27 protein-coding genes are annotated in these 26,463 nt (G+C 39.0%); 9 read left to right on the forward strand and 18 right to left on the reverse strand.

The window, feature by feature from the left end; all coding sequences use genetic code 11:
• Positions 1–13: 13 nt before the first annotated feature.
• The 10 genes from MHI04_RS16970 to MHI04_RS17015 all read right to left on the reverse strand — a co-directional run bounded on the left by MHI04_RS16970 (position 14) and on the right by MHI04_RS17015 (position 9,437).
• Positions 14–790, reverse strand: coding sequence for a prolyl oligopeptidase family serine peptidase (locus MHI04_RS16970; protein WP_036118745.1), 777 nt, complete (start codon positions 788–790; stop codon positions 14–16).
• On the reverse strand, positions 774–1,241 hold the full coding sequence (locus MHI04_RS16975; protein WP_036118781.1) for an NUDIX domain-containing protein: 468 nt from the start codon (positions 1,239–1,241) through the stop codon (positions 774–776). Before MHI04_RS16975 ends, MHI04_RS16970 begins: the two co-directional genes overlap by 17 nt.
• A 236-nt stretch (positions 1,242–1,477) precedes the next feature.
• Positions 1,478–2,401 carry an aminopeptidase gene (locus MHI04_RS16980; RefSeq protein ID WP_342503518.1) on the reverse strand — a complete coding sequence of 308 codons (924 nt, stop codon included), beginning with the start codon at positions 2,399–2,401 and terminating at the stop codon, positions 1,478–1,480.
• An 11-nt stretch (positions 2,402–2,412) separates the two neighbouring features.
• Positions 2,413–3,174 (reverse strand): IclR family transcriptional regulator, encoded by a 762-nt coding sequence (locus MHI04_RS16985; RefSeq protein WP_036118741.1) that lies wholly within the window; start codon positions 3,172–3,174, stop codon positions 2,413–2,415.
• Between the two features lie 135 nt (positions 3,175–3,309).
• Positions 3,310–4,578 (reverse strand): ArgE/DapE family deacylase, encoded by a 1,269-nt coding sequence (locus MHI04_RS16990; RefSeq protein WP_340809370.1) that lies wholly within the window; start codon positions 4,576–4,578, stop codon positions 3,310–3,312.
• Complete coding sequence (locus MHI04_RS16995; protein ID WP_036118738.1) at positions 4,571–5,524, reverse strand: DUF1177 domain-containing protein; 954 nt, start codon at positions 5,522–5,524, stop codon at positions 4,571–4,573. Before MHI04_RS16995 ends, MHI04_RS16990 begins: the two co-directional genes overlap by 8 nt.
• A gap of 50 nt (positions 5,525–5,574) precedes the next feature.
• Positions 5,575–6,582: a dipeptide ABC transporter ATP-binding protein gene (locus MHI04_RS17000; protein WP_036118734.1), complete on the reverse strand. Its 1,008-nt coding sequence runs from the start codon at positions 6,580–6,582 to the stop codon at positions 5,575–5,577.
• Positions 6,566–7,588, reverse strand: a complete 1,023-nt coding sequence (locus MHI04_RS17005) for an ABC transporter ATP-binding protein (RefSeq protein ID WP_036118732.1) — start codon at positions 7,586–7,588, stop codon at positions 6,566–6,568. Before MHI04_RS17005 ends, MHI04_RS17000 begins: the two co-directional genes overlap by 17 nt.
• 17 nt (positions 7,589–7,605) lie before the next feature.
• Entirely contained in the window at positions 7,606–8,472 is an 867-nt protein-coding gene (locus tag MHI04_RS17010) for an ABC transporter permease (protein WP_342535043.1), read from the reverse strand.
• Positions 8,473–8,474: 2 nt separating this feature from the next.
• Positions 8,475–9,437 carry an ABC transporter permease gene (locus MHI04_RS17015; RefSeq protein ID WP_036118726.1) on the reverse strand — a complete coding sequence of 321 codons (963 nt, stop codon included), beginning with the start codon at positions 9,435–9,437 and terminating at the stop codon, positions 8,475–8,477.
• A 216-nt stretch (positions 9,438–9,653) separates the two neighbouring features.
• On the opposite strand from MHI04_RS17015, the gene MHI04_RS17020 reads away from it, so the two are divergent.
• From MHI04_RS17020 to MHI04_RS17035, 4 genes are all read left to right on the forward strand, one after another.
• On the forward strand, positions 9,654–11,255 hold the full coding sequence (locus MHI04_RS17020; RefSeq protein ID WP_141905357.1) for an ABC transporter substrate-binding protein: 1,602 nt from the start codon (positions 9,654–9,656) through the stop codon (positions 11,253–11,255).
• Between the two features lie 62 nt (positions 11,256–11,317).
• A complete protein-coding gene (locus MHI04_RS17025) occupies positions 11,318–12,388 on the forward strand; it encodes an amidohydrolase family protein (RefSeq protein ID WP_036118719.1) in 1,071 nt (356 codons plus the stop codon).
• Positions 12,385–13,527 carry an amidohydrolase gene (locus tag MHI04_RS17030; RefSeq protein WP_342535044.1) on the forward strand — a complete coding sequence of 381 codons (1,143 nt, stop codon included), beginning with the start codon at positions 12,385–12,387 and terminating at the stop codon, positions 13,525–13,527. The genes MHI04_RS17025 and MHI04_RS17030 overlap by 4 nt, the downstream gene beginning before the upstream one ends.
• Complete coding sequence (locus MHI04_RS17035) at positions 13,524–14,204, forward strand: AroM family protein (RefSeq protein WP_342535045.1); 681 nt, start codon at positions 13,524–13,526, stop codon at positions 14,202–14,204. The genes MHI04_RS17030 and MHI04_RS17035 overlap by 4 nt, the downstream gene beginning before the upstream one ends.
• A 401-nt stretch (positions 14,205–14,605) precedes the next feature.
• Here the strand turns inward: MHI04_RS17035 and MHI04_RS17040 are convergent, their stop codons facing one another.
• Positions 14,606–14,923 (reverse strand): hypothetical protein, encoded by a 318-nt coding sequence (locus tag MHI04_RS17040; protein WP_016992524.1) that lies wholly within the window; start codon positions 14,921–14,923, stop codon positions 14,606–14,608.
• A 137-nt stretch (positions 14,924–15,060) separates the two neighbouring features.
• On the opposite strand from MHI04_RS17040, the gene ytzI reads away from it, so the two are divergent.
• The 4 genes from ytzI (at position 15,061) to MHI04_RS17060 (ending at position 16,801) form a co-directional block, all read left to right on the forward strand.
• On the forward strand, positions 15,061–15,207 hold the full coding sequence (ytzI, locus tag MHI04_RS17045) for a YtzI protein (RefSeq protein WP_271910751.1): 147 nt from the start codon (positions 15,061–15,063) through the stop codon (positions 15,205–15,207).
• Positions 15,208–15,237: 30 nt separating this feature from the next.
• The gene (locus tag MHI04_RS17050) at positions 15,238–15,399 is read left to right on the forward strand and encodes a hypothetical protein (protein ID WP_180957787.1); all 162 of its coding nucleotides are present in this window, start codon (positions 15,238–15,240) and stop codon (positions 15,397–15,399) included.
• Positions 15,396–15,629, forward strand: coding sequence for a membrane protein insertion efficiency factor YidD (gene yidD / locus MHI04_RS17055; protein ID WP_036123166.1), 234 nt, complete (start codon positions 15,396–15,398; stop codon positions 15,627–15,629). Before MHI04_RS17050 ends, yidD begins: the two co-directional genes overlap by 4 nt.
• A gap of 110 nt (positions 15,630–15,739) precedes the next feature.
• Complete coding sequence (locus MHI04_RS17060; RefSeq protein WP_089934515.1) at positions 15,740–16,801, forward strand: zinc ABC transporter substrate-binding protein; 1,062 nt, start codon at positions 15,740–15,742, stop codon at positions 16,799–16,801.
• Here MHI04_RS17060 and MHI04_RS17065 read toward each other — a convergent pair.
• The 7 genes from MHI04_RS17065 to MHI04_RS17095 all read right to left on the reverse strand — a co-directional run bounded on the left by MHI04_RS17065 (position 16,798) and on the right by MHI04_RS17095 (position 25,289).
• Positions 16,798–18,021, reverse strand: a complete 1,224-nt coding sequence (locus tag MHI04_RS17065) for a transglutaminase domain-containing protein (RefSeq protein WP_271910752.1) — start codon at positions 18,019–18,021, stop codon at positions 16,798–16,800. The genes MHI04_RS17060 and MHI04_RS17065 overlap by 4 nt on opposite strands.
• Positions 18,022–18,152: 131 nt before the next feature.
• Positions 18,153–19,577, reverse strand: a complete 1,425-nt coding sequence (locus MHI04_RS17070) for an o-succinylbenzoate--CoA ligase (protein WP_342535046.1) — start codon at positions 19,575–19,577, stop codon at positions 18,153–18,155.
• Between the two features lie 349 nt (positions 19,578–19,926).
• Positions 19,927–20,115 (reverse strand): hypothetical protein, encoded by a 189-nt coding sequence (locus MHI04_RS17075; protein ID WP_342535047.1) that lies wholly within the window; start codon positions 20,113–20,115, stop codon positions 19,927–19,929.
• Positions 20,116–20,507: 392 nt separating this feature from the next.
• Complete coding sequence (gene menB, locus MHI04_RS17080; RefSeq protein WP_036123154.1) at positions 20,508–21,326, reverse strand: 1,4-dihydroxy-2-naphthoyl-CoA synthase; 819 nt, start codon at positions 21,324–21,326, stop codon at positions 20,508–20,510.
• Between the two features lie 63 nt (positions 21,327–21,389).
• The gene (gene menH, locus MHI04_RS17085) at positions 21,390–22,199 is read right to left on the reverse strand and encodes a 2-succinyl-6-hydroxy-2,4-cyclohexadiene-1-carboxylate synthase (protein WP_089934524.1); all 810 of its coding nucleotides are present in this window, start codon (positions 22,197–22,199) and stop codon (positions 21,390–21,392) included.
• The gene (gene menD / locus MHI04_RS17090) at positions 22,196–23,911 is read right to left on the reverse strand and encodes a 2-succinyl-5-enolpyruvyl-6-hydroxy-3-cyclohexene-1-carboxylic-acid synthase (protein ID WP_271910756.1); all 1,716 of its coding nucleotides are present in this window, start codon (positions 23,909–23,911) and stop codon (positions 22,196–22,198) included. Before menD ends, menH begins: the two co-directional genes overlap by 4 nt.
• Positions 23,904–25,289, reverse strand: a complete 1,386-nt coding sequence (locus MHI04_RS17095; protein WP_271910758.1) for an isochorismate synthase — start codon at positions 25,287–25,289, stop codon at positions 23,904–23,906. Before MHI04_RS17095 ends, menD begins: the two co-directional genes overlap by 8 nt.
• A gap of 247 nt (positions 25,290–25,536) precedes the next feature.
• Between MHI04_RS17095 and MHI04_RS17100 the strand changes: the two genes are divergently transcribed.
• A complete protein-coding gene (locus MHI04_RS17100; RefSeq protein ID WP_036123142.1) occupies positions 25,537–26,457 on the forward strand; it encodes a 1,4-dihydroxy-2-naphthoate polyprenyltransferase in 921 nt (306 codons plus the stop codon).
• Positions 26,458–26,463 lie beyond the last annotated feature (6 nt).

Below are 26,463 nucleotides of genomic sequence, written 5' to 3' on the forward strand. Positions count from 1 at the left end.
TTTCATCATTTATTTATTGCTGTTTCATCCATTCACAAAGGGCACGGACGGTTTCACGATTTTTTGCTGGTGGGTATTGATGTGCATGGTCTGGATCATACCAGGTTTCGTATGATTTATTCGCATCTTCTAAAAAAAAGGCTAGTTGTCTGGCATGTTCGATATCTACATTTTCATCACGATAGCCATGTATGATTAATACAGGCGCAGTGATCTGCTCTATCTCGAAAAGTGGGGTTCGCGCATCATATGCTTCTGGTACACGATTCGGTGTTCCGCCAATTACACGCTTCATCATTCTGCGCATATCCGTACGTTCCCAATAAGTGGCTGTTGCGTCCGAAACACCTGCCCATGTGACGACCGAGGTAATATCCTTTCTTAAAATGGCTGTCCAAAGAGCCATAATTCCCCCACGAGAAAAACCAAAAACATGTATATTGTCATTACAATATTGCTTGAGAACATCTACGGCATAAACAGCATCATAACGGTCTGCTCCTGCAAACTCATCACGGCCTTCTCCACCACGATTTCCACGATAGTATGGGGCAAAAACGATAAAGCCCTGTGCAGCAAATTGGGCAATACGTGAAGGTCTTACCATCCCAATGCTTTGCATGCCCCCTCTTAAATATAAAAAACCATCATATGTACCTTCTGCCTTTGGCTCTGCTAATAATCCTTTTATACGTAAGCCCTGTGATAGATAGGTTATTTCTGTTAGTCGTATGGCTGGATTCGGTGAGGGATAGGCACGTTTTTCCACAATTTCACCATTGTATGTCACGGTCTTTCAACTCCTCCAGCATTTTCTTCATACCCTCATCCTTCATATGAAAGCTTAAATTAGGATGATGAGCAAATTCTTCATCCGTTAGCCAAAGCATACCCGATGTTTCTAAATCAAATTCAATGTCCTCCTGCGTTAAAAATTGTGCAGTAAAAACAGATTTACAAAACACAATGGCATCATGAACGGCATATTCTGCGAACCATTGGAGATTTTTCACACGGACACCCGTCTCTTCGAAAACTTCCCGAATAGCCGCCTCCTCTAAAGTTTCACCTTGCTCTAATTTGCCCCCTGGCACCTCTACACCACGTCGTTTATGAATAGTACATAGCCATTTATTTTCATGCTTTAACAAAACAAGGACGTGCTTTGGCTCGACTTCAAATTCCCCTCTTGAAAAACTCAAATCTACTTGTAGACCATGTAAATCTGTAAATGTTAGCATATTTTCAACCTCACGTTCTTTCTTGATGACCAATAGAAGCTATACCTATTCTTTGCTCCTATTTTATGGACAGGATCTACTGTTGGTTCCTAGTTTAACGGAATGCTAGATGCAAAATGTTTCCTTTCCTCTAGCTTATCTATGTTAACTATAGTGTAATCCTACAAAGACAAGCAACTGTAAACTATAGTGAGGTAAAGCAAAAAAGCGTGCTTCATATGAAGACACGCTTTTCCTTAGATGACTTGCTGACCATCGAAATAGACAGTGGGGTTTTTCACAACGCAATCAATATGGACATCAGCCATATTTGCTCCACCGAATGGCTTATTACTACCAAATGCAATATGGATTGTCCCATACACCTTCTCATCCTCTAGTATATTACCACATAGGATGGCACTTTTATTCGCTCCGATGCCAAACTCTGCAATGATTCTACCATTTCCTTCACCAAGTAAAGCAAGTAATTGAGGACCATCAGGACCGATTGCCTCCTCTAAACGACCATTCGTGATTTTTAATAATAATGGCTCCTTTAAAACACCTATATTAGCAATCGAACCATCCACTAAAATCTCTCCATTCGCAGATGTTTCTAGTGGTGCAATATAAGATTCTCCAGAAGGGATATTTCCATGCTCTCCAGCTTGGCGTATAACACCTGTAGAACGAATTCCCAAACGATTTTCTACACTAAACGTTAATGTATGCCCGTCTTTGTCAATGCGAATATTTTTTGCTGCATCAAGTAAATGAACATATTTTCCTACCATATCTTCTATTTCCTGTGCATCTGCATGTAGCGCACCTTGCTCTAGCATATCCATTGTAACACCTGGCATTGTCGCCACTCGGCCACCCTGTTCACAGGCGTTTTTACGAGCAGCTGTATGTGTTAATGAGTGCGAGGTAATACAAAGCGTGACATCGACATTCGTCATCAGCGTCGAAACAGCTTGGATTGGCTCCTGTCCAGATTTATCTAATAGCGGCATTACCATTAACATTGTCTTCGCTGTAATAGATTGCCCAGCTTTATAAAAGATTTGCGCAATATCTTGCTTATGAATATCTGTTAAGATTAACAGTGTTTCAGATGATTGAACATTTAGATTACCTTTTAGTATAGTAAGTGCAATATCATGTAAATGTTGCATAATAAAACTCCTTAATTAAAATTCAAATGATATCTACGAATAATTCCTTCTATTTCATTTCTCGCCTCTTTTAATGGTTCTAAAACTTCTGGAACACGTTGTTCCGTAAAACGATAGATTGGTCCAGAAACAGTAATGGAGGCTACGACCTGATCTTCACTATTGAATATGGGCATGGCAAGTGCCAGTACATCAACAGAATATTCACTGTTACTGAGTGCATAACCACACGCACGAATTTTTTCCAGCTCTGCTCGTATTTCATTAGCATCTGTCATCGTATTATTCGTATAGGCTGTTAAAGGCTCGTCAATCACCTTGGCAATTTGCTCTTCATTTAGAAAAGCAAGCATCGAACGATAGGATGCCCCTACATAAAGTGGGGATCTACTTCCTCTTGAAACAGTAAATTTCACCTTATTAACAGGTTCGGCTTTTAGTAATGTTAACGCTTCCAGTCCATTCAGTACAGTAAAAATAGCTGTTTCGCCTGTGACATCTTTTAATTTCTCAAGAACCGGCATACATAGCTGATCTATGTTTAATGAATCATACATATTCATACCAATCTCCCATAAAGCAATACCGAGTGAGTATTTTTTTGTTACAGGATCTTTTGTAATAAACCCATTATTTTCAAAGGTTTCAAGAATGCGATATAAATTTGTATGATTCATATTCATCGCCATTGCTAACTCTCTTCCACCCCATATGGGCTTTTCTTTTGTAAACATTTTTAAAACCGCAATTGATAAATTTAACGTCTTTAGCATATCTCTCATCCTTTTGATCTATTTATCTGTACAAACGGCTGCAAATCTTTCTCTTAAAGGGGGAAATAAGCGACAGATTTAGCAGCCGTCAGCACCTGATATCACTTTATCAAAAGTAAGAGAGTAGCTAATCTCTTACTTTTGATATAGGAAATCAACAGCAGCAGTAATATATACTTTTGCACAGCGTACGATATCCTCAACACGCACTTTTTCATTGTAACCATGAATACTTGGTAAATAGGCTGGGCCGTACTGCAATACAGGAATATTATATTGTCTGAAATGTCGAGCATCACTACTTGCCCATTGCATAACACCATATGCCTCTTGCCCTGTTACAAATGAAATATTTTCCACAATGGATTGGCATACAGGATTTTCGGCAGGCGTATAATTTGCTACACTTTTGAAGCCAAAACGTTTGATTGAATAATCAATAGCCAAACCATCTAGTTTATGTTTCAAAATTTCTGTTACTTCTTCTTGTGTAATACCGAATGGTAAGCGACAATCGACCTGAACCTTGCAATAATCTGGGATTACGTTGGACTTCGTACCTCCCTCAATTGTACCAATATTTACAGTAATTTTCTCTAAAACTTCTTGATATTTCAAACGATCTTTTTCCACCTCTCGCATGTATTTTTTAGATACCTCGATAAGTGGCAGTACCTCTTCTGGGATCGTAATTTCCAAATCCCATAGTGTACGAATCTCTTGAATAGCTCGAATGGCATCGACAATAGCATTTCTCCCAGCTAAAGGTGATAGGCTTCCATGTCCAGGTTCCCCACGAACCTCTAATTCAAACCAATAAGAACCCTTTTGCCCAATGGTTGGATTTAGCGGTGAAGAAGGCTCAGCGATTAAGCAACCATCTCCTTGCACAAAACCTCGCTCTAACAACCACGGAACACCAAATTCGCCGCCTGTTTCTTCATCTGGCACAATCGCCAATGTTAGTTTCCCTGGTAATTCAATATTCAATTTCTTTAGTAGCTTTGTTGCAAAAATAATACCAGCTAAACCAGCTTTCATATCACTTGCACCACGGCCCAGCATCCAGCCATCCTTCACCTCCCCTGAAAATGGATTGAATTCCCACTTTGATAAATCACCAACAGGAACAACATCTGTATGACCACAATAAATGAGTTCCTTTCCCTCACCACTCCCAATAGAAGCTACTAAATTAAACATTTTATCTGCAGCTTCGTATTTTTGATAAGTAATGCCAACATCCTGTAAATAGTTTTCGATAAAAGCTGTTATTTCAGTCGTATCTCCTGGAGGATTGACACTAGGAATTTGAATGAGTTTCGAACAAAATGCAATCAGTTCATCTTGATGCTTTTCAACTGCCTCTAATAATTGCGCTTTGAGTGCTTGTAAATCATTCATGTGTATATACCTCTTTTCCTTTCGTTTGTAGATGATGCATGCTTCCATATAAATTTTTCATATGTGTAAACTGCTTTTCGTCAAAGAAGGAACATTTATGAGCTCCATACGTTTTTGCTACTTCTAACACAAATCGAACTACATTTTCTACATCTGTTACATGTGTGGCGCCTGTTGCACAGCCTGCCACGACAGATTCTGTTGTGATAGCCACACCTACAACAGGGCTTGTTGTTGCCACAGCTGGTTGTAAAATACTATTAATATGGAATAAACCATTGCCATATGGTGTAATGTCTTGCATGGTAATCGGTAGTACAACTGGAGAAATTCCTGCTGCTTGTGTGTAAACATGCAATAAATCATCACTGATTTTTAATATGTAACCTTCTTTGACTGTTGGCGTAATGGCAAACCCTTTATGGTTACATACTTGATTGCCTTTCGTTGTATCGATTGATAGAATGGCATCCATTGTTTCTTCCACTTCATTTTCGTTCATGACACTAATATCCACTGGAGAGTTCATAAATGGTACTGGCTCATGTGGCAAAGTGGGTGCTGTTGGACAAATATGCGTTGAGAAAATAACATCTCCTTCTAACTGATCACCCTTTAACGCCATATCAATGGCTTTGGCTGCACCTGCCATACATGCTAGTGCTCCATCTCCATCTGATACAAAGCCTGTCATTTCAGGACGTGCTCCAATACCACCGAGACGACCAATAATTCCTAACGTCGGTGCCTGACCACCAGAGGATTTTCCTTGCTTTCCTTTCACTAGTACACGCACAAAATCCGTTGAGCCACTTTCACCTTTAATCGTTTTGATCTTCACATCTGCTGTTGGATCAATGCTGTGTAAATAGGCTTTAATCGTTTCTCCGTTAACATGGAAATTATCCATTACCTCGTATAATTCAATAACATGCTTCAATGACATAATCAGTCCGCTCCTTTTTACTTCTATAATTTATTCAATTACTTTCTGCTCTAAGTCGTCGACACTTCTTGCTGTATCGACGAAAATAAATGACAAGAAACTTGATGTGTGGCTGTCACAGTATCGAGTGTCGGTTGGACGTCTGCACATTTGTCTGTAGCAAAACGACAACGCTTGTGGAATGCACAGCCACTCGGTGGATTTACTGGACTTGGAACATCTCCAGATAAAATAATACGGTCCTTTTTATCAAAGGGATTTTCCTTAGGAATTGCCGATAATAAGGCTTGTGTGTAGGGATGTTGAGGGTTCTCATAAATTTCCTTATATGTCCCGATTTCCACAATTTTACCCAAGTACATGACGGCAATCCGATCACACATATAATTCACAACATTTAAATCATGTGAAATAAAAATATATGTTAAACCGAAGTCTCTCTGTAAGTCTTTTAATAGATTGATTACCTGTGCTTGTACAGAAACATCTAATGCTGAAACAGGTTCATCGCATACAACAATATCTGGATTAAGCGCAAGGGCACGAGCAATATTGATACGTTGTCTTTGTCCCCCAGAAAATTCATGTGGATGGCGCTTTGCATGATAAGCACTTAATCCTACTGTTTCAAGTAATTCAATAACACGCTTTTTACGTGATGCTTCATCACCAATACCATGGATGACTAATGGCTCGGCAATGAGATATTCAATCGTTTTTCGAGGATCGAGTGATGCATATGGATTTTGGAAAACCATTTGTATCGACTTTCGAGCAGAGCGAATATCCTTTGTATTTAAGCTTGCTAAATCCGTACCCTTAAACTCTACGATTCCCTCTGTTGGAGAAATCAGCTGGTTGATTAAACGAGCAACCGTCGATTTCCCACAACCTGATTCACCTACAATCCCAAGTGTTTCGCCCTTATATAATTCAAAACTGACGCCATCTACTGCTTTCACAAATTGTGTTGATTTTTTAAAAGGGATTGAACTTTTAATGGGAAAATGCTTTTTTAAATTACTTACCTTTAAAACAAGTTCATTGTGCTGTTGCATTAAAAATTCCCTCCTTCCTTGCGACAATTTGATTTTTCGCTTGTAAATGGCAGGCTACAAAATGGTTGTCCTGCACTTCCACTAAGTCGGGTACTGTATGACGACAAATATCTGTTGCTAAAGGGCAACGTGATGAAAAGTGACAGCCGCTATGTGGCATTGTTAAATCCGGTGGACTACCTGGAATGGCCGGCAATCTTTGTTGCTCCTGTGTGCCCATTGTAATTTGAGACTCTAATAATCCCCACGTATAAGGATGTAAAGGTTTTTCATAGAGCTGTCTTGTTGTAGTCGACTCAACTGTTCGACCTGCATACATAACATTTACTTTGTCACATAACTCCCAAACCACACCTAAATCGTGTGTAATCATAATGATGGCTGTATCATGGTCTTGTTGTAATTTTTTCATTAAATCAAGAATTTGAGCTTGTACAGTTACATCCAGTGCAGTTGTTGGCTCATCGGCAATGAGTAGTTTCGGGTTACAAGCAAGAGCAATAGCAATCATGACACGCTGACGCATTCCTCCTGAAAATTCGTGAGGATACATTTTTAATCGTTTCTCTGGCTCGGGAATACCAACCATTTTTAACATATCGACAGCTTTGATAGCGGCATCTTTCTTCGAGATCTTTTCATGTGCTTGGATGACTTCAATAATTTGATTGCCCACTGTTAATACAGGATTCAAACTTGTAATAGGATCTTGGAAAATCATTGAAATATCATTACCTCGCACATTGCGCATTTCTTTTTCAGAAATGCCAATTAAATCACGACCATTAAAGTCAATTTTTCCATTCGTTATTTTTCCTGGCGGAGATGGAATTAAACGCATGAGAGCAGTGGCTGTAACACTTTTTCCCGACCCTGATTCTCCAACAATCCCTAGTGTTTCCTTCTTATTTAATTGTAAATTTACTCCATTGACAGCTTTCATTGTAGAGCCGCCACTTTTAAATTCTACTGTTAAATTTTCTACATCTAGTAAACGTTCAGTCATGACTCCACCCCCTTCCATTAAACTTTCATTTTCGGATCTAACGCATCACGTAATCCATCTCCTAAAAGGTTAATACCAAGAACTGTTAATAAAATACAGATTCCTGAAAATGTCGCCATTTGAGGATTTAATACTAAAAAATCTTTACCATCTTTTAAAATACTACCCCACGAAGCTGTTGGCGGTTGAACTCCTAATCCTAAAAAGCTCAGTGCCGCCTCCGAAATAATAGCGCCCGCTGTACTCATCGTTCCATAAACAATTAAAGGAGCTAAACAGTTCGGTAATATATGGCTAAAAATAATTCGACTATGTGTAGCACCTAGAGAATGCGTCACTTCGATGAATTCTTCTTCTTTTACACTTAAAACCTGACCACGAACAAGTCTTGCGAACCCTGGAATGTTTGCAACACCAATAGCAACAATAACGTTGACAAGTCCTTGCCCTAATACCGTCATTAGTGTAATAGCAAGTAAAATGAATGGGAATGCAAAAAGACCATCCATCGTACGCATAATGATCGAATCAATGCGACCACCGAAATACCCTGACACTAACCCTAATAATGTTCCAAACACAGCTCCAAATAGCACCGCTGCAATGCCGACAATCATCGATATTTGTGTACCGTAAACTAAACGACTAAACAAATCACGTCCATAATTATCCGTTCCTAGCAAATGCCCTTCTGTGTTCATTGGTAAAAATGATTTGCCAACGATCATTTCATTTGGTGGATGGGTAGCAATCAATGGTGCAAAAATTGCAACAATGGCCATCAAGGTGACAATGACTAACCCAATTGTCGCTAATTTATTTTTTAGCAACTTGCGCAACAACGTATTTCTTTTTCTTGTTTCATTGACGATTGCTTGAGTCATTGTTATTTTTTCCCTCCATCCGATTCTAAATTGACCTTAGGATTGACAACTTTATAAAGCACGTCCACTACTAAGTTAACAAGTACAAAGATAAATGCGATGAAAATAACAGTACCTTGTACAACAACAAAATCACGTTTATCAATGGCATCTACAATTAGTCGCCCCATTCCAGGCCAACTAAAAATCGTTTCTGTTAAAACCGCTCCCCCCAGTAAATTGGATATCTGCATCCCTAATACCGTTAAAATAGGTGTTAGCGCATTTTTAAAGGCATGTTTACCAATCACTAAATATTCTTTAATGCCTTTAGAACGAGCTGTTTTAATATAATCTTGCGAAATAACCTCTAACATGCTTGAACGGGTAATCCGTGCAAATGTCGCCATTGGAATCGTTGCTAATGCAAATGCTGGCAAAATTAAATGTTTCAAATAGGTCCATAGACCATCACTGATGTTGCCCATTCCAGTGGCTGGGAACCAACCAAGATTGACACTAAAGAATAAAACAAGCATGATCCCCAACCAAAAAATGGGCATGGATACACCAACTAATGATACAAGCATGACAATATAATCAATGATTGTATTTTGCTTTCTAGCAGCTAATATTCCTGCTGGGATACCGACCACAACCGCTATAAACAAGGCTGCCAATGCTAGTATCACTGTGTTAGGGAATCTTTCTATAATAAGCCCGATGACAGACTCACTATAAGAATAGGAATATCCTAAATTTAACTGTGCTAAGTCTCCTACATATGAAATAAATTGCGAAGGCATTGATTTATTTAATCCTAGCTCTTCTCTTAAATTCTCTACATCTTCCACACTGGCTTGTGGCCCAAGCATTACTGAAGCTGGGTCACCTGGAATCATCCGCGTAATAATGAAGACGATGATTCCTACTACTAGCAGTGTCGGGATAAGGTTGACTAACCTTTTTAAAATAAATGAGCCCATCTTATTAAGACCTCCTTTTCATTATTAGAATCAGTGATTCATATTGTGAATAACCACATGCTACACCATGTGATAATTATTTGTAAATATATTTTTTCTGAATTTTTTTAATTTTATATTTACTTTCTATTTACAAATGTGCTAATTTTAATTCGAACCTATCATTTTTGAATCAACGGTTCATATTGTGAAACAAAATAAAGGAGGCTTATGCAGATGAAGAAGATAAACGTAAAAAAACCTTTACTACTACTCTTTTTAACTTTATTAATTGGTGTTTTAGCAGCTTGTGGTGGGAACACAGAAAAAAGTAATTCTTCAAATGAAAAAGATGGAGAAGTCACTTCAGGTGGCAAATTAAATGTTGGTCTTTCAGCCAATGCCAAAACATTTGACCCTATCAAATATACAGGGGTTTATGAATCGCAAGTTATGCGTCAAATGGGTGATACTTTAGTTGTTTATAACAAAGATCTATCAGATATCATCCCCTCTTTAGCAACAGAATGGAAAGTGTCAGATGATATGTTAGTCTATACGTTCAAATTACGTGAGGGTGTGAAATTCCAAAAGGGGCAATACCAGGATGGCCGTGAAATGACAGCGGAAGATGTGAAATATTCTTTAGAGCGCTCCGCCAAAGAATCCGCTATGAATCGTTTAAGTGGTGTGACAGAAGTTAAAGTGTTGTCAGATTATGAAATAGAAATTCACTTAACTACACCGAATGCTGCCCTTCTTGCTATGCTAACGGATGCAGGAAATATCATTATTCCAAAAGAAGAGGTTGAAGGCTGGGGCGATAACTTCTCAGAACACTTCATTGGTACAGGCCCATTCCAGTTAACAGAATGGAAAAAAGACCAAGAAGTAAAACTAGTTCGCCATGACAATTATTGGGGTGAAAAACCTCACGTTGATAATTTATCCATGAAGTTTATCTCCGATCAAAATATGATGACAAATGCATTACGTTCTGGTGATATAGATATTGCCATGGATGTCAAAGGCCAAAACAGAGAAATTATTAACCAAGATAGCAACCTTGAGCTTTTAACGAATCCAGGTTTATCTATTGTTTATCTTGACCTTAACAACAAAGTTGGTCCGACTGCTGACAAACGTGTTCGCGAGGCACTTTATATGGCAACAAATGTTGAGGAAATCATTTCTGGTGTTAACCAATGGGGTGGCGGTGATGTTTCTTATTTACCATTACCACCAGGTTCATGGGGATATGATAAATCATTAGTTGATTTAGTACCAAAATATAATCCAGAAGAAGCAAAAAAATTGCTAGCAGAGGCTGGTTATCCTGATGGCTTCAAAACAGAGATTTATGTATCAGAAGCACGTGTGCCTTACGCAACGATTTTCCAAAGTCAATTAAAGAAAAACTTAAACATTGATGTGGAAATTAAAGTGCTTGAATGGGGTACTTACAGTGATACTGTTGCAAAAGGGAACGCTCCAATGAATATTGGTGGCTGGACTTGGTATCCAGATCCTTATTTCTTCCTATATCAATTATTCCACACAAATCAAATCGGTGCGTTAGGTAATGGGAAAGGCTATAGCAACCCAGAGGTAGATAAATTATTAGAGCGTGCCGTATCTGAAACAGTGGTACAGGAAGAACGTGCTAAATTATACCAAGAAGCATTAAAACTGATTTTAGCAGATGTTCCGCGTATTGAATTAGAAGCAACACAAACCGTTGCAGGTGTAAACAAAAAAGTACAGGGCTTTGAGGTTTCTACTGACAACTCCGTACAAATTGTACATCCAAACGGTACGAACGTATCCATTTCTAAATAATTAACTGGAAAAGTGGAGATGCTTGTCTCCGCTTTTCTCTTCATAAGGAGAGATTTAATCCCATGACTCGATATATAAATGGACTTGTTTTTAACTCTGAGACACGTAGCTTTAACAAACAGTCATTTCAAGTACAGGGGCAATACTTTGCTCCATCTTCTACAACGTCTGAAATAGACATCGATTTAGATGGCTATTATATTACACCTGGCCTTATCGACAGTTGTTCACAAATTGGCTTAGCTGAAATAGGGATTCGTTGGGAGGGAGATGATAGCTATGAATTTGACTCACATCTGGACTATTCTGTAGTTGATGGCATTTATCCATTCGATGCTGCCTTTCAAAAAGCTATCTCCCATGGGGTGACAGCCTCTCATATCGTTCCCTCCCCTAAAAGCTTGGTCGGTGCAAAAACAGCTATTATTCATCATACACATACAACGGTTGATGAAATGGTCATTGCCAAAGATATTGCTTATTCCTTCTCCATTGGACACCAAGCAAAAAGCACTTTTTTCGCTGAAAAGAGAAAGCCACTAACCCGTATGGGGATTGCCAAAATTTTAAGAGAAACATTGCAACAGATTCAGCAGCAAGAACCTTTAATTAAGAAAATTGTCATACGGGCACATAAAGCTGTGGATCTTGAATTCATTGACCGTCTTCAACAAGAGTTTAAGTCTACTTTTGATTTTCATATTATTCACGGCACTGAAGCTTCACTGCTTCAAGGGACATCCTTCAATACGGTCATTGCTGGCCCAACGTTTCGATATATCGAGCATAACGAGATGATGGCATTATCACCAAAACTATACCGCCAGTTGTCCCAACAACATACTCCGTTTGTTTTTTGTACGGATCATCCTGTTAGTAGCACCTCTCACCTAACATTAGAAGGTTGCTTAGCTGTAAGAGAAGGGCTGACACGTCAGGATGTTCTGTATGCACTAACAACAGGAGCTGCTAATTTCCTTGGAATCGCTCATAAAACTGGCACTATTCGTGATGGCCTTCTAGCTGATTTTGTCATATGGGATAAGCATCCATTAAATTTAGATGCACAGGTTGTAGCTACTTTTATTAAAGGAACAAAAGTTTATGCAAGGGAAGAAGGGTTCTCAGAATGATTATTTATCATCATGCAAAGTTTCTCACAGTCAATGAACAAAATGATATTTTTGAACAGTTATGGATCGAAGATGGACGTATAGTCTATGTCGGTCCAGCCAAAGATTATCCTCCTCAAGCAGAGTTAGTCGATCTTCAGGGAGCTTATGTCACACCAGGCTTAATTGATATTCACGCCCATGTTGGGACATGGGCAGAGGTTACTGAAGACATTAATGATGCTAATGAATATAGCGAGCCCTTTACACCTCTTATGCACGCTCTAGATAGTGTAGATATCCGACACTTTTCCTTCCAACATGCGTTAGAAGGCGGTGTGACGACTGTACAAACTGGTCCAGGTAGTGCCAATGTCATTGGGGGCATTTGGAGTATTCTTAAAACAGCAGGGCCCACTCTTACCTCTCGTGTTTTAGTAGAACGAAGCGGTTTAAAGGGCGCGTTAGGAGAAAATCCAAAGAATGTTTTTGGCAATCAATACAAACGAAAGCCAAGGACTCGCATGGCCATTGCCCAGCTTTTACGTGATGGTTTCCAACGTGCAAGTCAACTGAATGAACAACAACGAGCTGAGCAAATTAAACAAAATTCAGAGTTGCGTCCATTCATTGAAGTGCTACGAGGTGACATGCCCCTTCGCCTTCATTGTCACAGAGCAGATGACATTATGACAGCTATAAGAATTGCTAAAGAATTTAATGTGAAGCTCCATTTAGAGCATTGCACAGAAGGCTATTTAATAGTCGATGCGGTAAAGAACAGTGGCTTTCATGCGACACTTGGGCCCTATATGTTAACCCCATCTAAATATGAAACACGTAATTCTACACCAGCGATTGCAGCCATTTTTAAAGAGCATAATATCCCATTTGCCATCATGACAGACCATCCATTCGTACCAATTCAGTACTTAAAATATTGTGCTACTGAAGCTATTCGCTATGGTTTAGATGAGGACACCGCCTTAAAAAGTATTACAATAAATGCCGCTGAGCTTGTACAGCTAGATCACCGCATTGGCAGCCTTGAGGAAGGCAAGGATGCTGATTTTGTTGTTTGGTCACACCCTATTTTTGAAACAGAAGCAAAGGTCTTACAAACGTATGTCAATGGACAAAAATATTACGAAGCGGAGTGAGCTTATTGAAACATTCAAAAATTGCCGTAGTCACAATTGGTCAAGCGCCTCGCAAAGATATGGCGGAGGATATTCAGCAATTAAGAGCATCTGGTTTACATATTCATGAGTTTGGCGTACTGGATTCACTCTCTCCAGCCGAAATCACTTCCCTTTCACCCTCTAGTGAAGACACAGATGTTTTAGTAACACTTTTGACAAATGGACAACAAGTCAAGCTAAGTAAACAAAAGCTGATGCCCTATATTCAGACATGCATTGATGATTTACATGAATTCACTTGGGTTTTGCTTATGTGTACAGGAGATTTTACGAATAAGCTGTCATGTAAAAACCTGTTACTACCTGATCGCATGATGACAAATTTAGTGAAAGGGTTACAAACAGAATTAGCACTTGGTTTAATAGGCCCTGAGCCTGAGCAACAACAAACTGTTGCGGAGAAATGGCAAAGTGCACAGTTCGTTGTCACCTTTTCAGCTAGCTCACCCTATCATTTTAATGCACAACATTTATTAGCAAAAGCACAGCTATTAGAATATCAAGGAGCTGATTTGCTCATTCTTGATTGTATGGGTTATTCCACAACAATGAAAAACATGATTAAAGATCAACTCACTATTCCCGTCATTGTTCCTAGAGAAGCAGTATTTACGGTTTTAAAGGCCATTTGTTAATGGTAAAAAAGGTGATGTCAACAGCAGAAACAACCATTTTGAAAGGCGAGGGTTGATTTCCGTTCCGCCAGCGTCCCTTCCAGGGAATGCCCGATGAGCCGCTTCACTCACAGGGTCTCATCAACCATGTGGAGAAGTGATGAGTGACAGCACCCCTCCATAAAGAGTAGTGAATACCCTCACTTTATTTGAAAACCTTGCTAAAAAGAAATATTTTTATGGATTGGGAGGCTATTTGACTCCGTGGGCGAGCGCCCCTGCATGAAGCGGCTCGCCCACAGGAAAGCAAGTAGCCTGCCATGGAAATCCATTTTCACCTTTAACATAAATTCTATGGATGGTTTTGTTTTTCAACACTATGAAAAAGGGCACTGCCGATGCAGTGCCCTTTTCCCGTTCCGCTAGACACGTTTATTGAAATAAGGAAGCTGCTCAACAAATGCCTTTGTGTCATCATCCCCATATTCATGAACGAGTGCATAAATTTTCATTAATCGCTTATCGATTTCATCATTTTCCCTGTCTAAGTGATACTGTATATACGGTAATTGTGCACGCCATGCATTTGAAATTTCTAGCAGCTGCATTTGCTGAAAGATTCTCTCAAATACATCTAATGCCTGTCGATCTACATTCAGTTCAAAATTCCACGGCCCAGCATAAGGATTTGTATAATAGGTTCTATTGGCAAGTGAAAAATATACGCGCTGACGATCCATCTTTATGATTCACTCCTTTTTCCATAGTATGGAGAGAACGAAGTTGTTTTATTCGCTTTAATGTCAAACTTCCTTCACAATTAATAGAACCACATAATTTATAATAGGTATGATGAACAAAGAACGGAGTGAATACTATGAGTTTAACTACGCTCTTAATAGTCGCAGTTATCATTGTTATCTTTATCACTATTGCGACGATTATCAGTGTCAACCGTGCCTATGCCTTTAAACATACTATTGATGAAAAACCACAGCAAAACTATCATCAAGAGGATAACTAATCATAATTTATTGAATTTGGAGTGAAAGCAATGGGTGTACCTTTACCAATTATCATTATGATTGCCATGATGATGTTAATGTTTGGTCTTTCTGTCATTATTATTTTGAAGAAAAAAAATCATATCTTTACACAAACTATTGATCCAAAACCTGAACAAATGACGTCTCAGCAAGAGGAAGAACAACGATGAAATACCCCTTTATTTGGCTCATTCAGTTTTATAGAAAATTCATTTCACCTATGACGCCACCAACTTGCCGTTTCCATCCTACTTGTTCTTCTTACGGGCTGGAAGCTTTTCAAAAGCATGGAGCATTGAAAGGCTCCATCTTAACCATTACACGTATATCGAAGTGCCATCCGTTTCATCCTGGTGGCTTTGATCCTGTGCCTGAAAAATGGCCTTCGAAAAAGAATTAAACTTTCGGAGGGCATTTTTTTCTTGTACTTTTTTAAGTTGTGCGTTATTATAATAACTGTTCTAAAAAATAAATCGTAATGATTACTATTTAAGAGAGGTATCTGATTATATGAAAAAATTGTATTTATTATTGTTAGTCGCAGTCCTTGCCTTATTCACTGCTGCTTGTGGAGACAAATCTTCCACTTCCCAAAAGTCTGATGACAAGGATACGTTAAGCATCTATACAACGGTTTATCCGTTAAGCTATTTTGCACAGCGCATTGGTGGCGATTTTGTTGAAGTATCTTCTATTTACCCAGCTGGTGCGAACGAGCATACATTTGAACCCACTCAAAAAGATATGATGAAATTAGCAGATGCAAATATCTTCTTCTATATTGGCTTAGGACTGGAAGGCTTTGTCGAAAACGCTAAAAAGACTTTAGCAAACGAAGATGTCACGATGGTGGCAACTGCTGACACAGTTTCAGATGAAAAATTAGCTATCAGCACAGGCCATGTTCATGCAGAAGATGAGCATGACGAGCATAATCACGCTGCCACAGAGGAAGAGCACGATCATGAGCACGATCACGCTGCCACAGAGGGAGAGCACGATCATGAAGCTGATGAGCACGGACATGATGAGCATGAACATGGCGATATCGACCCACATGTTTGGTTATCTCCTACAATTAGTCAGGATTTAGCACTTGCTATTAAAAATACACTAGTTGAAAAAATGCCTGCTCAAGAATCGACTTTTAATGAGAATTATGAAGCACTAGTAAAAGAACTGCAGGATTTGGATAATGACTTCAAAGCAATGGCTGACAAAGCACCAAATAAAACATTCTTTGTATCACATGCTGCCTTTGGCTATATTGCAGGTCAATATGGTTTTACACAAGTGCCAATTGCCGGCTTAAATTCACAAAATGAGCCATCTCAAAAAGAATTAACAAAAATCGTTGATAAAGCAAATGAATTGCATATTCACTATATTTTATTTGAACAAAATGTTTCTTCTAAATTAGCAGAGGTTATTCAAAAAGAAGTTGGCGCAGAATCTCTTGTCCTGCATAATTTAAGTGTATTAACAGCTGACGATGAAAAAAATAAAGAAACCTACTTCACCTTGATGCAAAAAAATATTCAAACACTAGAAAAAGCGTTAAACGCACATTAATCAAGTAAGAGCCAATAAGTAGAGATTAAGCCAGTGTAAACCAACATATTATGAGTAAGGAGGTGCCCCGACGAATGGGACACCTCCTTTATTATGACGTATTTTTCTTGTGGCATGCGTTTCCCCGTTCGATAAAAAGATGGTCGGCATTTTGTTGTTTTTAGTTCCTTATCCTGCATCACTTTTGGCTGAATCGCAATAAAAACGGACATACTTCCCACTAACATTGGTGTCCATTCAGTAAAGTCAAACTGAACTAAAGTGTTTGGATCATTTGTTTTTTGTGCAATAAGCTTTGTCGGCTGTTCCACTAATTGTTGTACTGAAAGCTTATTTTCTCCAATAATAGAGATTCCTTTATTTTCAGTAAAGCTAGCTTGTAAAGGCATTGTTACACTCTGTATTTTCGTTTCTTCTAGCATCTCCGTATACTTCTCGCTTGTTGCAGCAGGAAAACTTGCGTAGTCCCAAGTATGATCCTGTGCTAATTGACGATCCGACACTAAAAAATATTGATAGCGTACTTCTCCCTTACGATCCGGCAATGGATCATCCCAAGTGACATCAATATGATACCAATCACGATCCAACTTTACTAATACCCAGGCATGGAGCTGTTCACCCACTTTTCCTGGCACATATTGTACCTCAAAGCCCAACATTTCTAACATTCGATAAAGCACTAAAGCATATGCCTGACAAACTCCCTTATTTTCTGTTAGTAACGTGTAAGGGGAATATTGACTTCCTTCTGTTTCTTTGGAGTATTCCGCAGTTAAAACAATAAAATCATGTGCAGCCTGCAGTTTTTCTATGTCACTTAATCCATGCATGGGTGCAATAATATTCGCCAAAGTTTGCCCTACAAATGCTTCCTCTGTTGGGGAAATATGATAGGTAAATGCAAATGCAATGACAATATTATTGTTATAACCATCGTACTTCCATTTAAAGCTAGAAATATTAGTATAAATATAAGAGTTTTGAATCGCAGTTTTTGTAATGTCTGTTAGTCCATCTTTTATTTCAGTTATGTCACCAGTATAGCGAATGGAAAATTCCGAAGATAGCTGCGTAACTTCTTTATTAATGAGAGATTGTAGTGTTTCAATTGAATGAGCAGTTGCTACATTATCTTTTTCATCGTTTGCAAATACTTGCACATGACTCATTTGTAGAACAAATACTATAATGACAACATTATATATATATTTCCTCATATGAGTCATTCTCCTTTACTAACTAGTTTATGCCTCTCATTTTTTATTATGTTAATGAATGATTAATTTCATGCTAAAAGTGCGAATAAAAAAGAAGCCTTCATTTTAAGAAGACTTCTTTCACAAATTTTTTATTGTAATAATTTTCGTCTCAGCAATTTATCCGCACCATTTCGCGGAAGACTGTCTGTAATAATAATTTCTTTAGGTACTTTATATTTAGCAAGTTTCTGTAAACAAAAGGCTTGGAGCTGCTCAACAGATGCCTGCTCATGTAACACGATAAAGGCAATCGGAACCTGTCCCCATTGCTCATCTGCCACACCACATACCCCCGCTTCTTTGACAGCAGGATGTGTGAGTAACACATTTTCTATTTCTGCTGGATAAATATTTTCTCCCCCTGAAATAATTAAATCTGCTCTACGATCAATGACGAATAAATAACCTTCCTTATCGATATAACCAATATCACCCGTATGCAGCCAGCCATCCATCGTTGCATCTTTTTGTGCAAAACGTCCAATATAGCCAGGAGTAACATGAGGCCCTCGAATACAAATTTCTCCCTCACCTTTCGCATTGGGCTGCGCAATCTTTATTTGATTAAAAAATAAAGGCTTGCCAGCAGAACCAATTTTTCGCATGGCATCTTCACTTGCCAATGTAGCTGTTTGTGAGGAAGTTTCTGTCATGCCATAGGTTTGCGCGACAGCTAAGTTTAACGCATGTGCTCTCACTAAATAATCAACGGGCACTGGCCCACCTCCAGCTAACATCAACTTAAAGTGCGGCGAAGCTTTCGTATTATGCTGCTCTAACGTATGTAGAATCCGTTCCAATGTCACTGCTACAACAGACATATGAGTTACTTCCCCAACTATAATATGTTGTGAGATAGCCTCTACATCAAATTGATCGTATAAAACAACCTGATTGCCATACAGCAGTGAACGTACTAATATTGAAAATCCACTAATATGGAATAATGGTACAGCACATAACCAAACATCCTGAGCCTGTAGTCCAATGTTTAAAACAGAGGCAGTCGCACTCGCCTGATGATTCCCAACCGTTTGGCGAACTCCCTTTGGAAAGCCAGTAGTACCCGATGTATACATGATCGTTGTAGTTTGATGTAAAGGCCACTCCTTTTCAATATCTACGGTGCGCTCAACCCCCTCTTCAATCGTTGAAAATAAATGATGACCTGTTTCAGGTGGCAACTTTTCTATATCCTCATCTGCAATCAACACGCACACCGCTCCTGAATCCTCTAGCTGATAAGCCAGTTCATCCTGTGATAGTCTACGATTAAGCATCACCATCTCACATTGTAAATGCATACAAGCATACATCACAATAACTAGTTCAGGCTTACTTGGTCCCATAATCGCAATTCGGTCTCCCCGTTGAATACCGAGTGCCACTAATTGTCGGGCACGTTTTATAGATAAATCCTGTAGTTCCTGAAAAGTCCAGCTTTGTTTTTTATAAGCCAATGCCTTCCGTAATGGTGTTAAATAGGCTCGTTGTAAAATCCAATTTGGATACATCTTTGTCACTCCAATCACCCTACATCTTAACGCTTTCCCATCAACTTTGTCTATTAGTCGATGGTCTTTCTCGCCCTTTTGTATGTCTATCTGTTCCGCTAATCGCTCTCTCCTTCTCTCTTTTTCAAAGTACTACTCTATCCCCACACCTTGAATTCTATCCACCACTTTTGATGTTTTATCAACCTCTTTTTGCATTTTATCCTCCAATTTGAGCGCTCTACCCTTCTCTCTTTTTCAAAGTACTGCTCTATCCCCCACATTTTGAGTTCTATCCAACACTTTTTACGTTTTATCAACCTCTTTTTGCATTCTATCCACTATTTTGAGCGTTCTATCCATCTCTTTTTCAAAGTACTACTCTATCCCTCACACCTTGAGTTCTATCCAATACTTTTGATGTTTTATCAACCTCTTTTTGCATTCTATCCACCATTTTGAGCGCTCTATCCATCTCTTTTTCAAAGTACTCCACATTTTGAGTTCTATCCAACACTTTTGATGTTTTATCAACCTCTTTTTGTATTTTATCCACCATTTTGAGCGTTCTATCCACCTCTCTTTTTCAAAGTACTACTCTATCCCTCACATTTTGAGTTCTATCCAACACTTTGTGCATTTTATCCACCATTTTGAGCGTTCTATCCACCTCTCTTTTTCAAAGTACTACTCTATCCCTCACATTTTGAGTTCTATCCAACACTTTGTGCATTTTATCCACCAATTTTGAGCGTTGTTCTATCCATCTCTCTTTTTCAAAGTACTACTCTATCCCTCACATTTTGAGCTTTATCCAACACTTTTGGCATTTTATCAACCTCTTTTTGCATTTTATCATCCAATTTGAGCGTTCTATCCACCACACTCCTCCTGCATGCATACAAAAAGCTCGTATCTCCAAAAAGATACGAGCTTTACACCCTTTCATCATCAAGGGAATCTTGGGAATTGACCAAAGTCTGGTTGACGTTTTTCTTTGAATGCGTCGCGACCTTCTTTTGCTTCATCTGTAGTGTAGTAAAGAAGTGTAGCGTCACCAGCCATTTGTTGAAGACCTGCTAAGCCGTCAGTATCTGCATTCATCGCTGCTTTTAAGAAGCGTAGTGCAGTTGGTGACATTTGTAGCATTTCTTCACACCATTGAACGGTTTCATCTTCTAATTGCTCATAAGGAACAACTGTATTAACTAAGCCCATATCAAGTGCTTGTTGTGCATCGTATTGACGGCAAAGGTACCAAATTTCACGTGCCTTTTTATGTCCAATAATACGAGCAAGATAGCCTGAGCCGTAACCAGCATCAAATGAACCTACTTTTGGTCCAGTTTGTCCAAAACGGGCATTGTCAGCAGCAATTGTTAAGTCACAGACAACATGTAAAACATGTCCTCCACCAATTGCATAGCCTGCAACCATTGCCACTACAGGTTTTGGAATTACACGAATTAAACGTTGTAAGTCAAGAACGTTTAGACGTGGGATTTCATCATCGCCTACGTAGCCACCATGACCACGAACTTTTTGATCTCCGCCTGAGCAGAAAGCATGTTCACCTTCACCAGTTAAAATAATCACACCGATATTTTTGTCATCGCGTGCACGTGAGAATGCGTCAATCATTTCCATTACCGTTTTCGGGCGGAATGCATTGCGCACTTCTGGACGGTTAATCGTAATTTTTGCGATACCGTTATAGAATTCATACTTAATGTCTTCATAAGTATGTAATGTAGTCCATTGACGTGTCATTGAATTGCCTCCTATATCAATAAATTCGTCTCGTTACTAGCGAGGCGCTAACGTAACAGTATATTACGTTAAATACTCCTCTACTATTGTAGCAAATTCAGCGGGATTTTCCACATGAATTGCATGTCCAGCGTCATTTACTGTAAGATGGCTAACAGTATTTAATAGCGCTTTCATTTCTAGTGCAATTTTACAAAATTTCTCATCCAATGAACCAGTAATGAGTAGTACAGGTATTTCCACTTGCGCTAGGCTCTCCCAATTTGAAGGCTGAACACCTGTTCCAATACCTCTCAGGCTTCCAGCCAGTCCCTCTTCTTTCTGAGAAAGTCTTTCTGCTCGAATGGTTTCTCGTACGCTTCTAGGAAGACGATGCTGTGTTGCAAAAAGAGGTATGTTCTCCCAAGCATGGACAAATGATTGTAACCCATTTGCCATTATTTTTTGTGCCAGTACTTCATCTCGCTCACAGCGTTCCTTTCGTTCTTCTGCTGTTCGTAAACCTGGAGAAGCACTTTCTAAGATAAGCTGTTGAATATGACCTGGGTGTGCAATAGCATACGATAAGGCAATTCTTCCTCCCATTGAGTAACCTAACAACGTAAATTTCTCTAGATGAAGCTGGCAAAATAATTCTTCTAAATCTTGTAATTGTTCCTCCATGGAGAAACGCTGTATATCCTCTGGAATAGCTGTTTGACCATGACCAATTAAATCAATGGCAATAACACGAACATTAGGTAGAGCTTGCGCTAGATCGTGCCATGTAGCCGTGCTGCCTGTAAATCCATGTAACGCAACAAGTGTATGTTCACTATTGTCATTCCATATTTCAATATGCGTTTCAAGTCCTCGAATCATGCATTTTGTCATGCTTTTAGCTCCGCATTAATTCGATTCCATAGCGCTCGATGAGCATTAACATTTTCGGTTCTATCGGTAAATATTTCAACCAAACGTAAAGGATGATGTTGCTTTGTTGAAAATTTCTCTGAAAGCTCGGAGATTGTTTCCACACGCACATAGTCCATCTCATACATATGGGCAATGTCACGGAATTCAAGTGCAGTCGGTGTGCCAAATAAATCTTCATAATGATCTTCGACAGTTGACTGTGGTAAATAAGAAAAAATACCGCCACCATCATTATTCATGACAAGAATGGTTAAGTTACACTTCTGATATCTGGAGGCAATCAATCCATTTACATCATGTAAAAAGGCTAAATCCCCAATCAGCAAATAGGTTGCTCTTTTATTTCCTTGACTGAAGCCCATCGCGGTTGATACTACGCCATCGATTCCATTCGTGCCTCGATTGGCAAAAATACGCAAATCTTTCGGTGTGGCCAATAAAAATGTATCGATATCACGCACTGGCATACTGCTACTAACGAAGATATCACTACCGTCAGGAATCATTTTAAGTAAACGGCTAACTATAGCGCCTTCATCTTTCTCTACTTCTGAATACTGCTCAATAGAAATGGATGCCAGCTCATTCGCATTTTGCCATTTGGCTAAGTATGTTTCTTCAAGGGCTGTATCATTGATAGCTAATTGTGTCAGCCACTGACCGATAGTAGCATGAATAAAATGCGTAGATACGCCCGTAGCATCTCTAAACATAGGATCTTCATCGATAATCACATAAGCGTTTGGCTGTGATTTTGTGATGAATTGCATAATAAATTTTGAGACGGGCTGGGCCCCAATACGTAATACTGTATCTGGTTGAACAAGTGCTTTAAAATCCTCGCTTTTCATAATGGCATCATAGGTTGTTACGATATATGGTAAACAATCCTCTGGTACAGATGCACGCATATTCGATAAGCTTTCAACAAGGACTGGCCACTTGAGCTGACGGACAAATTCCCAAACGATGGATAAGTCCGTGCCAAGCGCTAATTCCCCAATTATAATAAAGCCTCTTTTAGTCAATTGTAGTATAGAGGAAAGTTCCTGCTGATTAGCCAACGTTGGGGTTAGTTGTCCCATGCTGCTATGTTTGAATGTTACTGTTGGCAGTTCATGCTGTAAATCAATTAATAATGGTTCGCGGAAAGGTACATTAATATGTACTGGTCCAAATGGTGCACTTGTGGCAATCGCTACCGCACGAGCAAGGTGACGCTCAATCAAAGGTAATGTCGGATCAGCCCCATCTGCTAACGGAAAATCTACACTCCATTTCACATGTGAACCATATAAATTAAGCTGATTGATAGCCTGTGGTGCACCTACCTCACGTAATTCATGAGGGCGATCTGCCGTTAAGACAATCAATGGAACTCGTGCATAGCTTGCTTCTACAATCGCAGGAAAATAGTTTGCTGCTGCTGTACCAGATGTACATAAGAGGACAACAGGCTTAGCAGTAGCCTTAGCCAGGCCTAACGCAAAAAATGCAGCTGAGCGTTCATCTACTTGACGATACATGTTTACTTCTTTCGTTGAAGCAACTGCATAGGCAAGAGGAGTGGAACGTGAGCCTGGACTGACGACAACATTTTCTACACCGGCTTGTACTAATGATGCAACCATTTTATAAACATAATCTGTTAATCTTTTTCGTTCACTCATGTAATCGTCCCCCTAGCGCACGAAGCATTGGACGGAATTTCACTAATGTTTCTTCATATTCAGCTTGTGGTTCTGAATCTGCTACGATCCCTCCACCTGCATATAAATAAGCTTTATCACTTAGTAACGCAGCTGAACGTATCGCAACTGCAAATTCACCATTCCCTTCAGCGTCTAACCAGCCAATTGGCGCGGCATATAGACCACGATTCATCGGCTCATACTTACGAATGGCTGCCAATGCTTCTTTGCGTGGTACACCACCTAAAGCTGGTGTAGGATGTAATGATTTTGTCAATTGTAAAATTGTAGCATTCTGATTTAATTGACCTTCTACAGGTGTATATAGATGTTGAATATCACGAATTTTTAATAGGCGTGGTCTATCTGGCACTGTCATGTCCACGCAATTTTTACGGAAAGTATCCACAATCATATCGACAACATACTGATGTTCACCACTATTTTTCGGATCATTTAATAAACTTTGTCCATAAGTCTCATCTTCCTCTGCCGTCTTGCCTCGTTTAATCGAGCCAGCAATGCAAGAAGAAAACGCACGACCCTCTTCTACTTTTACAAGGCGTTCAGGTGATGCACCAAAAAACAATAAATCTTTATGCTCTAAACCGAATAAATAGCTTTCTGGCTGCTCATGAATAATTTGAGAGAGTACTTGTGGTGCAGATACATCCTCTTTAAATTGCAATGCAAGTGAGCGTGCAATAACTACTTTATCCGCTTTTTTCTGTTTGATTAATGCTGTCACTTGGTCAATCGAGGCTAAATAAGGTTCCTTATAGGGTTCGAAATAATTTGTGATATCAGGTTTTGTATACGTTTTCACTTCTTTAACCTGGGCTGCATGAATTAAATGATCTCGCTCTTTTCTCAATACTTCTAGCTGATCTTCAGCCTGATGATTTTGTGTCAACAGATGAATACTCACGTATGCTTTATCATCACGAATCACAAGTTGAAATGTTGCTAATGCAAAATAAGCCTCAGGAAAATCCGTCCATTCTCCATCAACATTATTTTGCGGATCAAATGTAAAACCACCAAACAAAATAGGCTGTAACTCACTTTGTCCTTTTGGACAGTTTTTCGTTAAGTTTTTCCATTCTGCTTCCACAGCATCGAAACGTTCATGTTGAGCATTGTTTTGAATAGTATGAGCATGTCCTAGCCCAACTAATGTCATTGTTTTTTCTCTATTTTGCCAATAAAATCGTTCACCTTTATAACACTCTTCGCCTGCTGCATAGAACGCCAGTGCAGATAAGCGACTTACTTCAATTGTTTCCATATAAAAATGAAGGCTTTGGCCCAAAGAGTCCACTTCTACCTCTGTGGATTGGTACCACTTCTGTTGCATGAAAATTACCTCCGTTGCTGCAATGTTCATAATCAATGATGATTAAAATACATCATTTTTTTGGTTGGCAACACTGTTATTCGTACTGTTGCTAATCATTCTTATTTATTTTCAGTTCATAAATGCATGTTCTATTGTATCATTTTTTTTCATTAAACAGTATGTAATAAGCTGTGAACCTACCCATTTTCTCATTCTTCGTTTAAAATAAGAAGAGTCGACAACATTTGAAGGAGAGAAAGACCTTATGACCAAAGTCATTGAAGCTGATAGGGGTTTGAAAGTTTGGTGGCATTTAACACGTCCACATACTTTAACCGCTTCATTTGTTCCCGTATTTCTTGGGACAGCAATTGCTCTAGCAATTGAAAAAGAAACAATTGATTTTGGACTATTTTTTGCTATGCTCATTGCAAGTATGCTTATTCAAGCAGCAACGAATATGTTCAATGAATATTATGATTACAAATTAGGATTAGATAACGAGCATTCTGTCGGAATTGGCGGAACGATTGTCCGTCATGGTGTACAGCCGAAAACAATTATGTTGATTGCGTTAAGCTTCTATGCCATTGCTATGCTTCTTGGCATTTACATATGTGCCTCAACATCTTGGTGGTTAGCAGCTGTAGGGCTTGTTTGTATGCTTATTGGTTTCTTATATACAGGTGGACCTTATCCAATCGCCTATTCTCCATTTGGAGAAATTGTTTCTGGGGCAGTAATGGGCATGGGCATTGTGTTAATCGCCTTCTATATTCAAACGCTTACAGTGACACTCGATGCTGTATTGCTGTCTGTGCCAAGCATGATTTTAGTCGGTGCTATTATGTTATCGAACAATATCCGTGATATTGTTGGCGATACAGAAGGTGGACGAAAAACATTGGCTATTTTAGTAGGACGCGATAATGCGATTTCTGTGTTATCTGGCTTTTTTATCGTCTCGTATTTATGGGTAATCGCCCTTGTAGCAGTTGATGGCATTACTTTTTGGGCATTAATTATTTTCCTAAGTATTCCAAAACCATTACGTGCTATTCAAATTTTCCGAGACAAAAAAGAAGCTAAAGAAGTAATGCCTGCGATGAAATATACAGCACAAACGAATACATTCTTCGGCTTCCTATTAGGAATCGGTTTATTAATTTATTATTTCTTTTATTAAAAATGC

Source organism: Lysinibacillus sp. FSL K6-1151 (genome assembly GCF_038630755.1).
GTDB lineage: Bacteria > Bacillota > Bacilli > Bacillales_A > Planococcaceae > Lysinibacillus > Lysinibacillus fusiformis_D.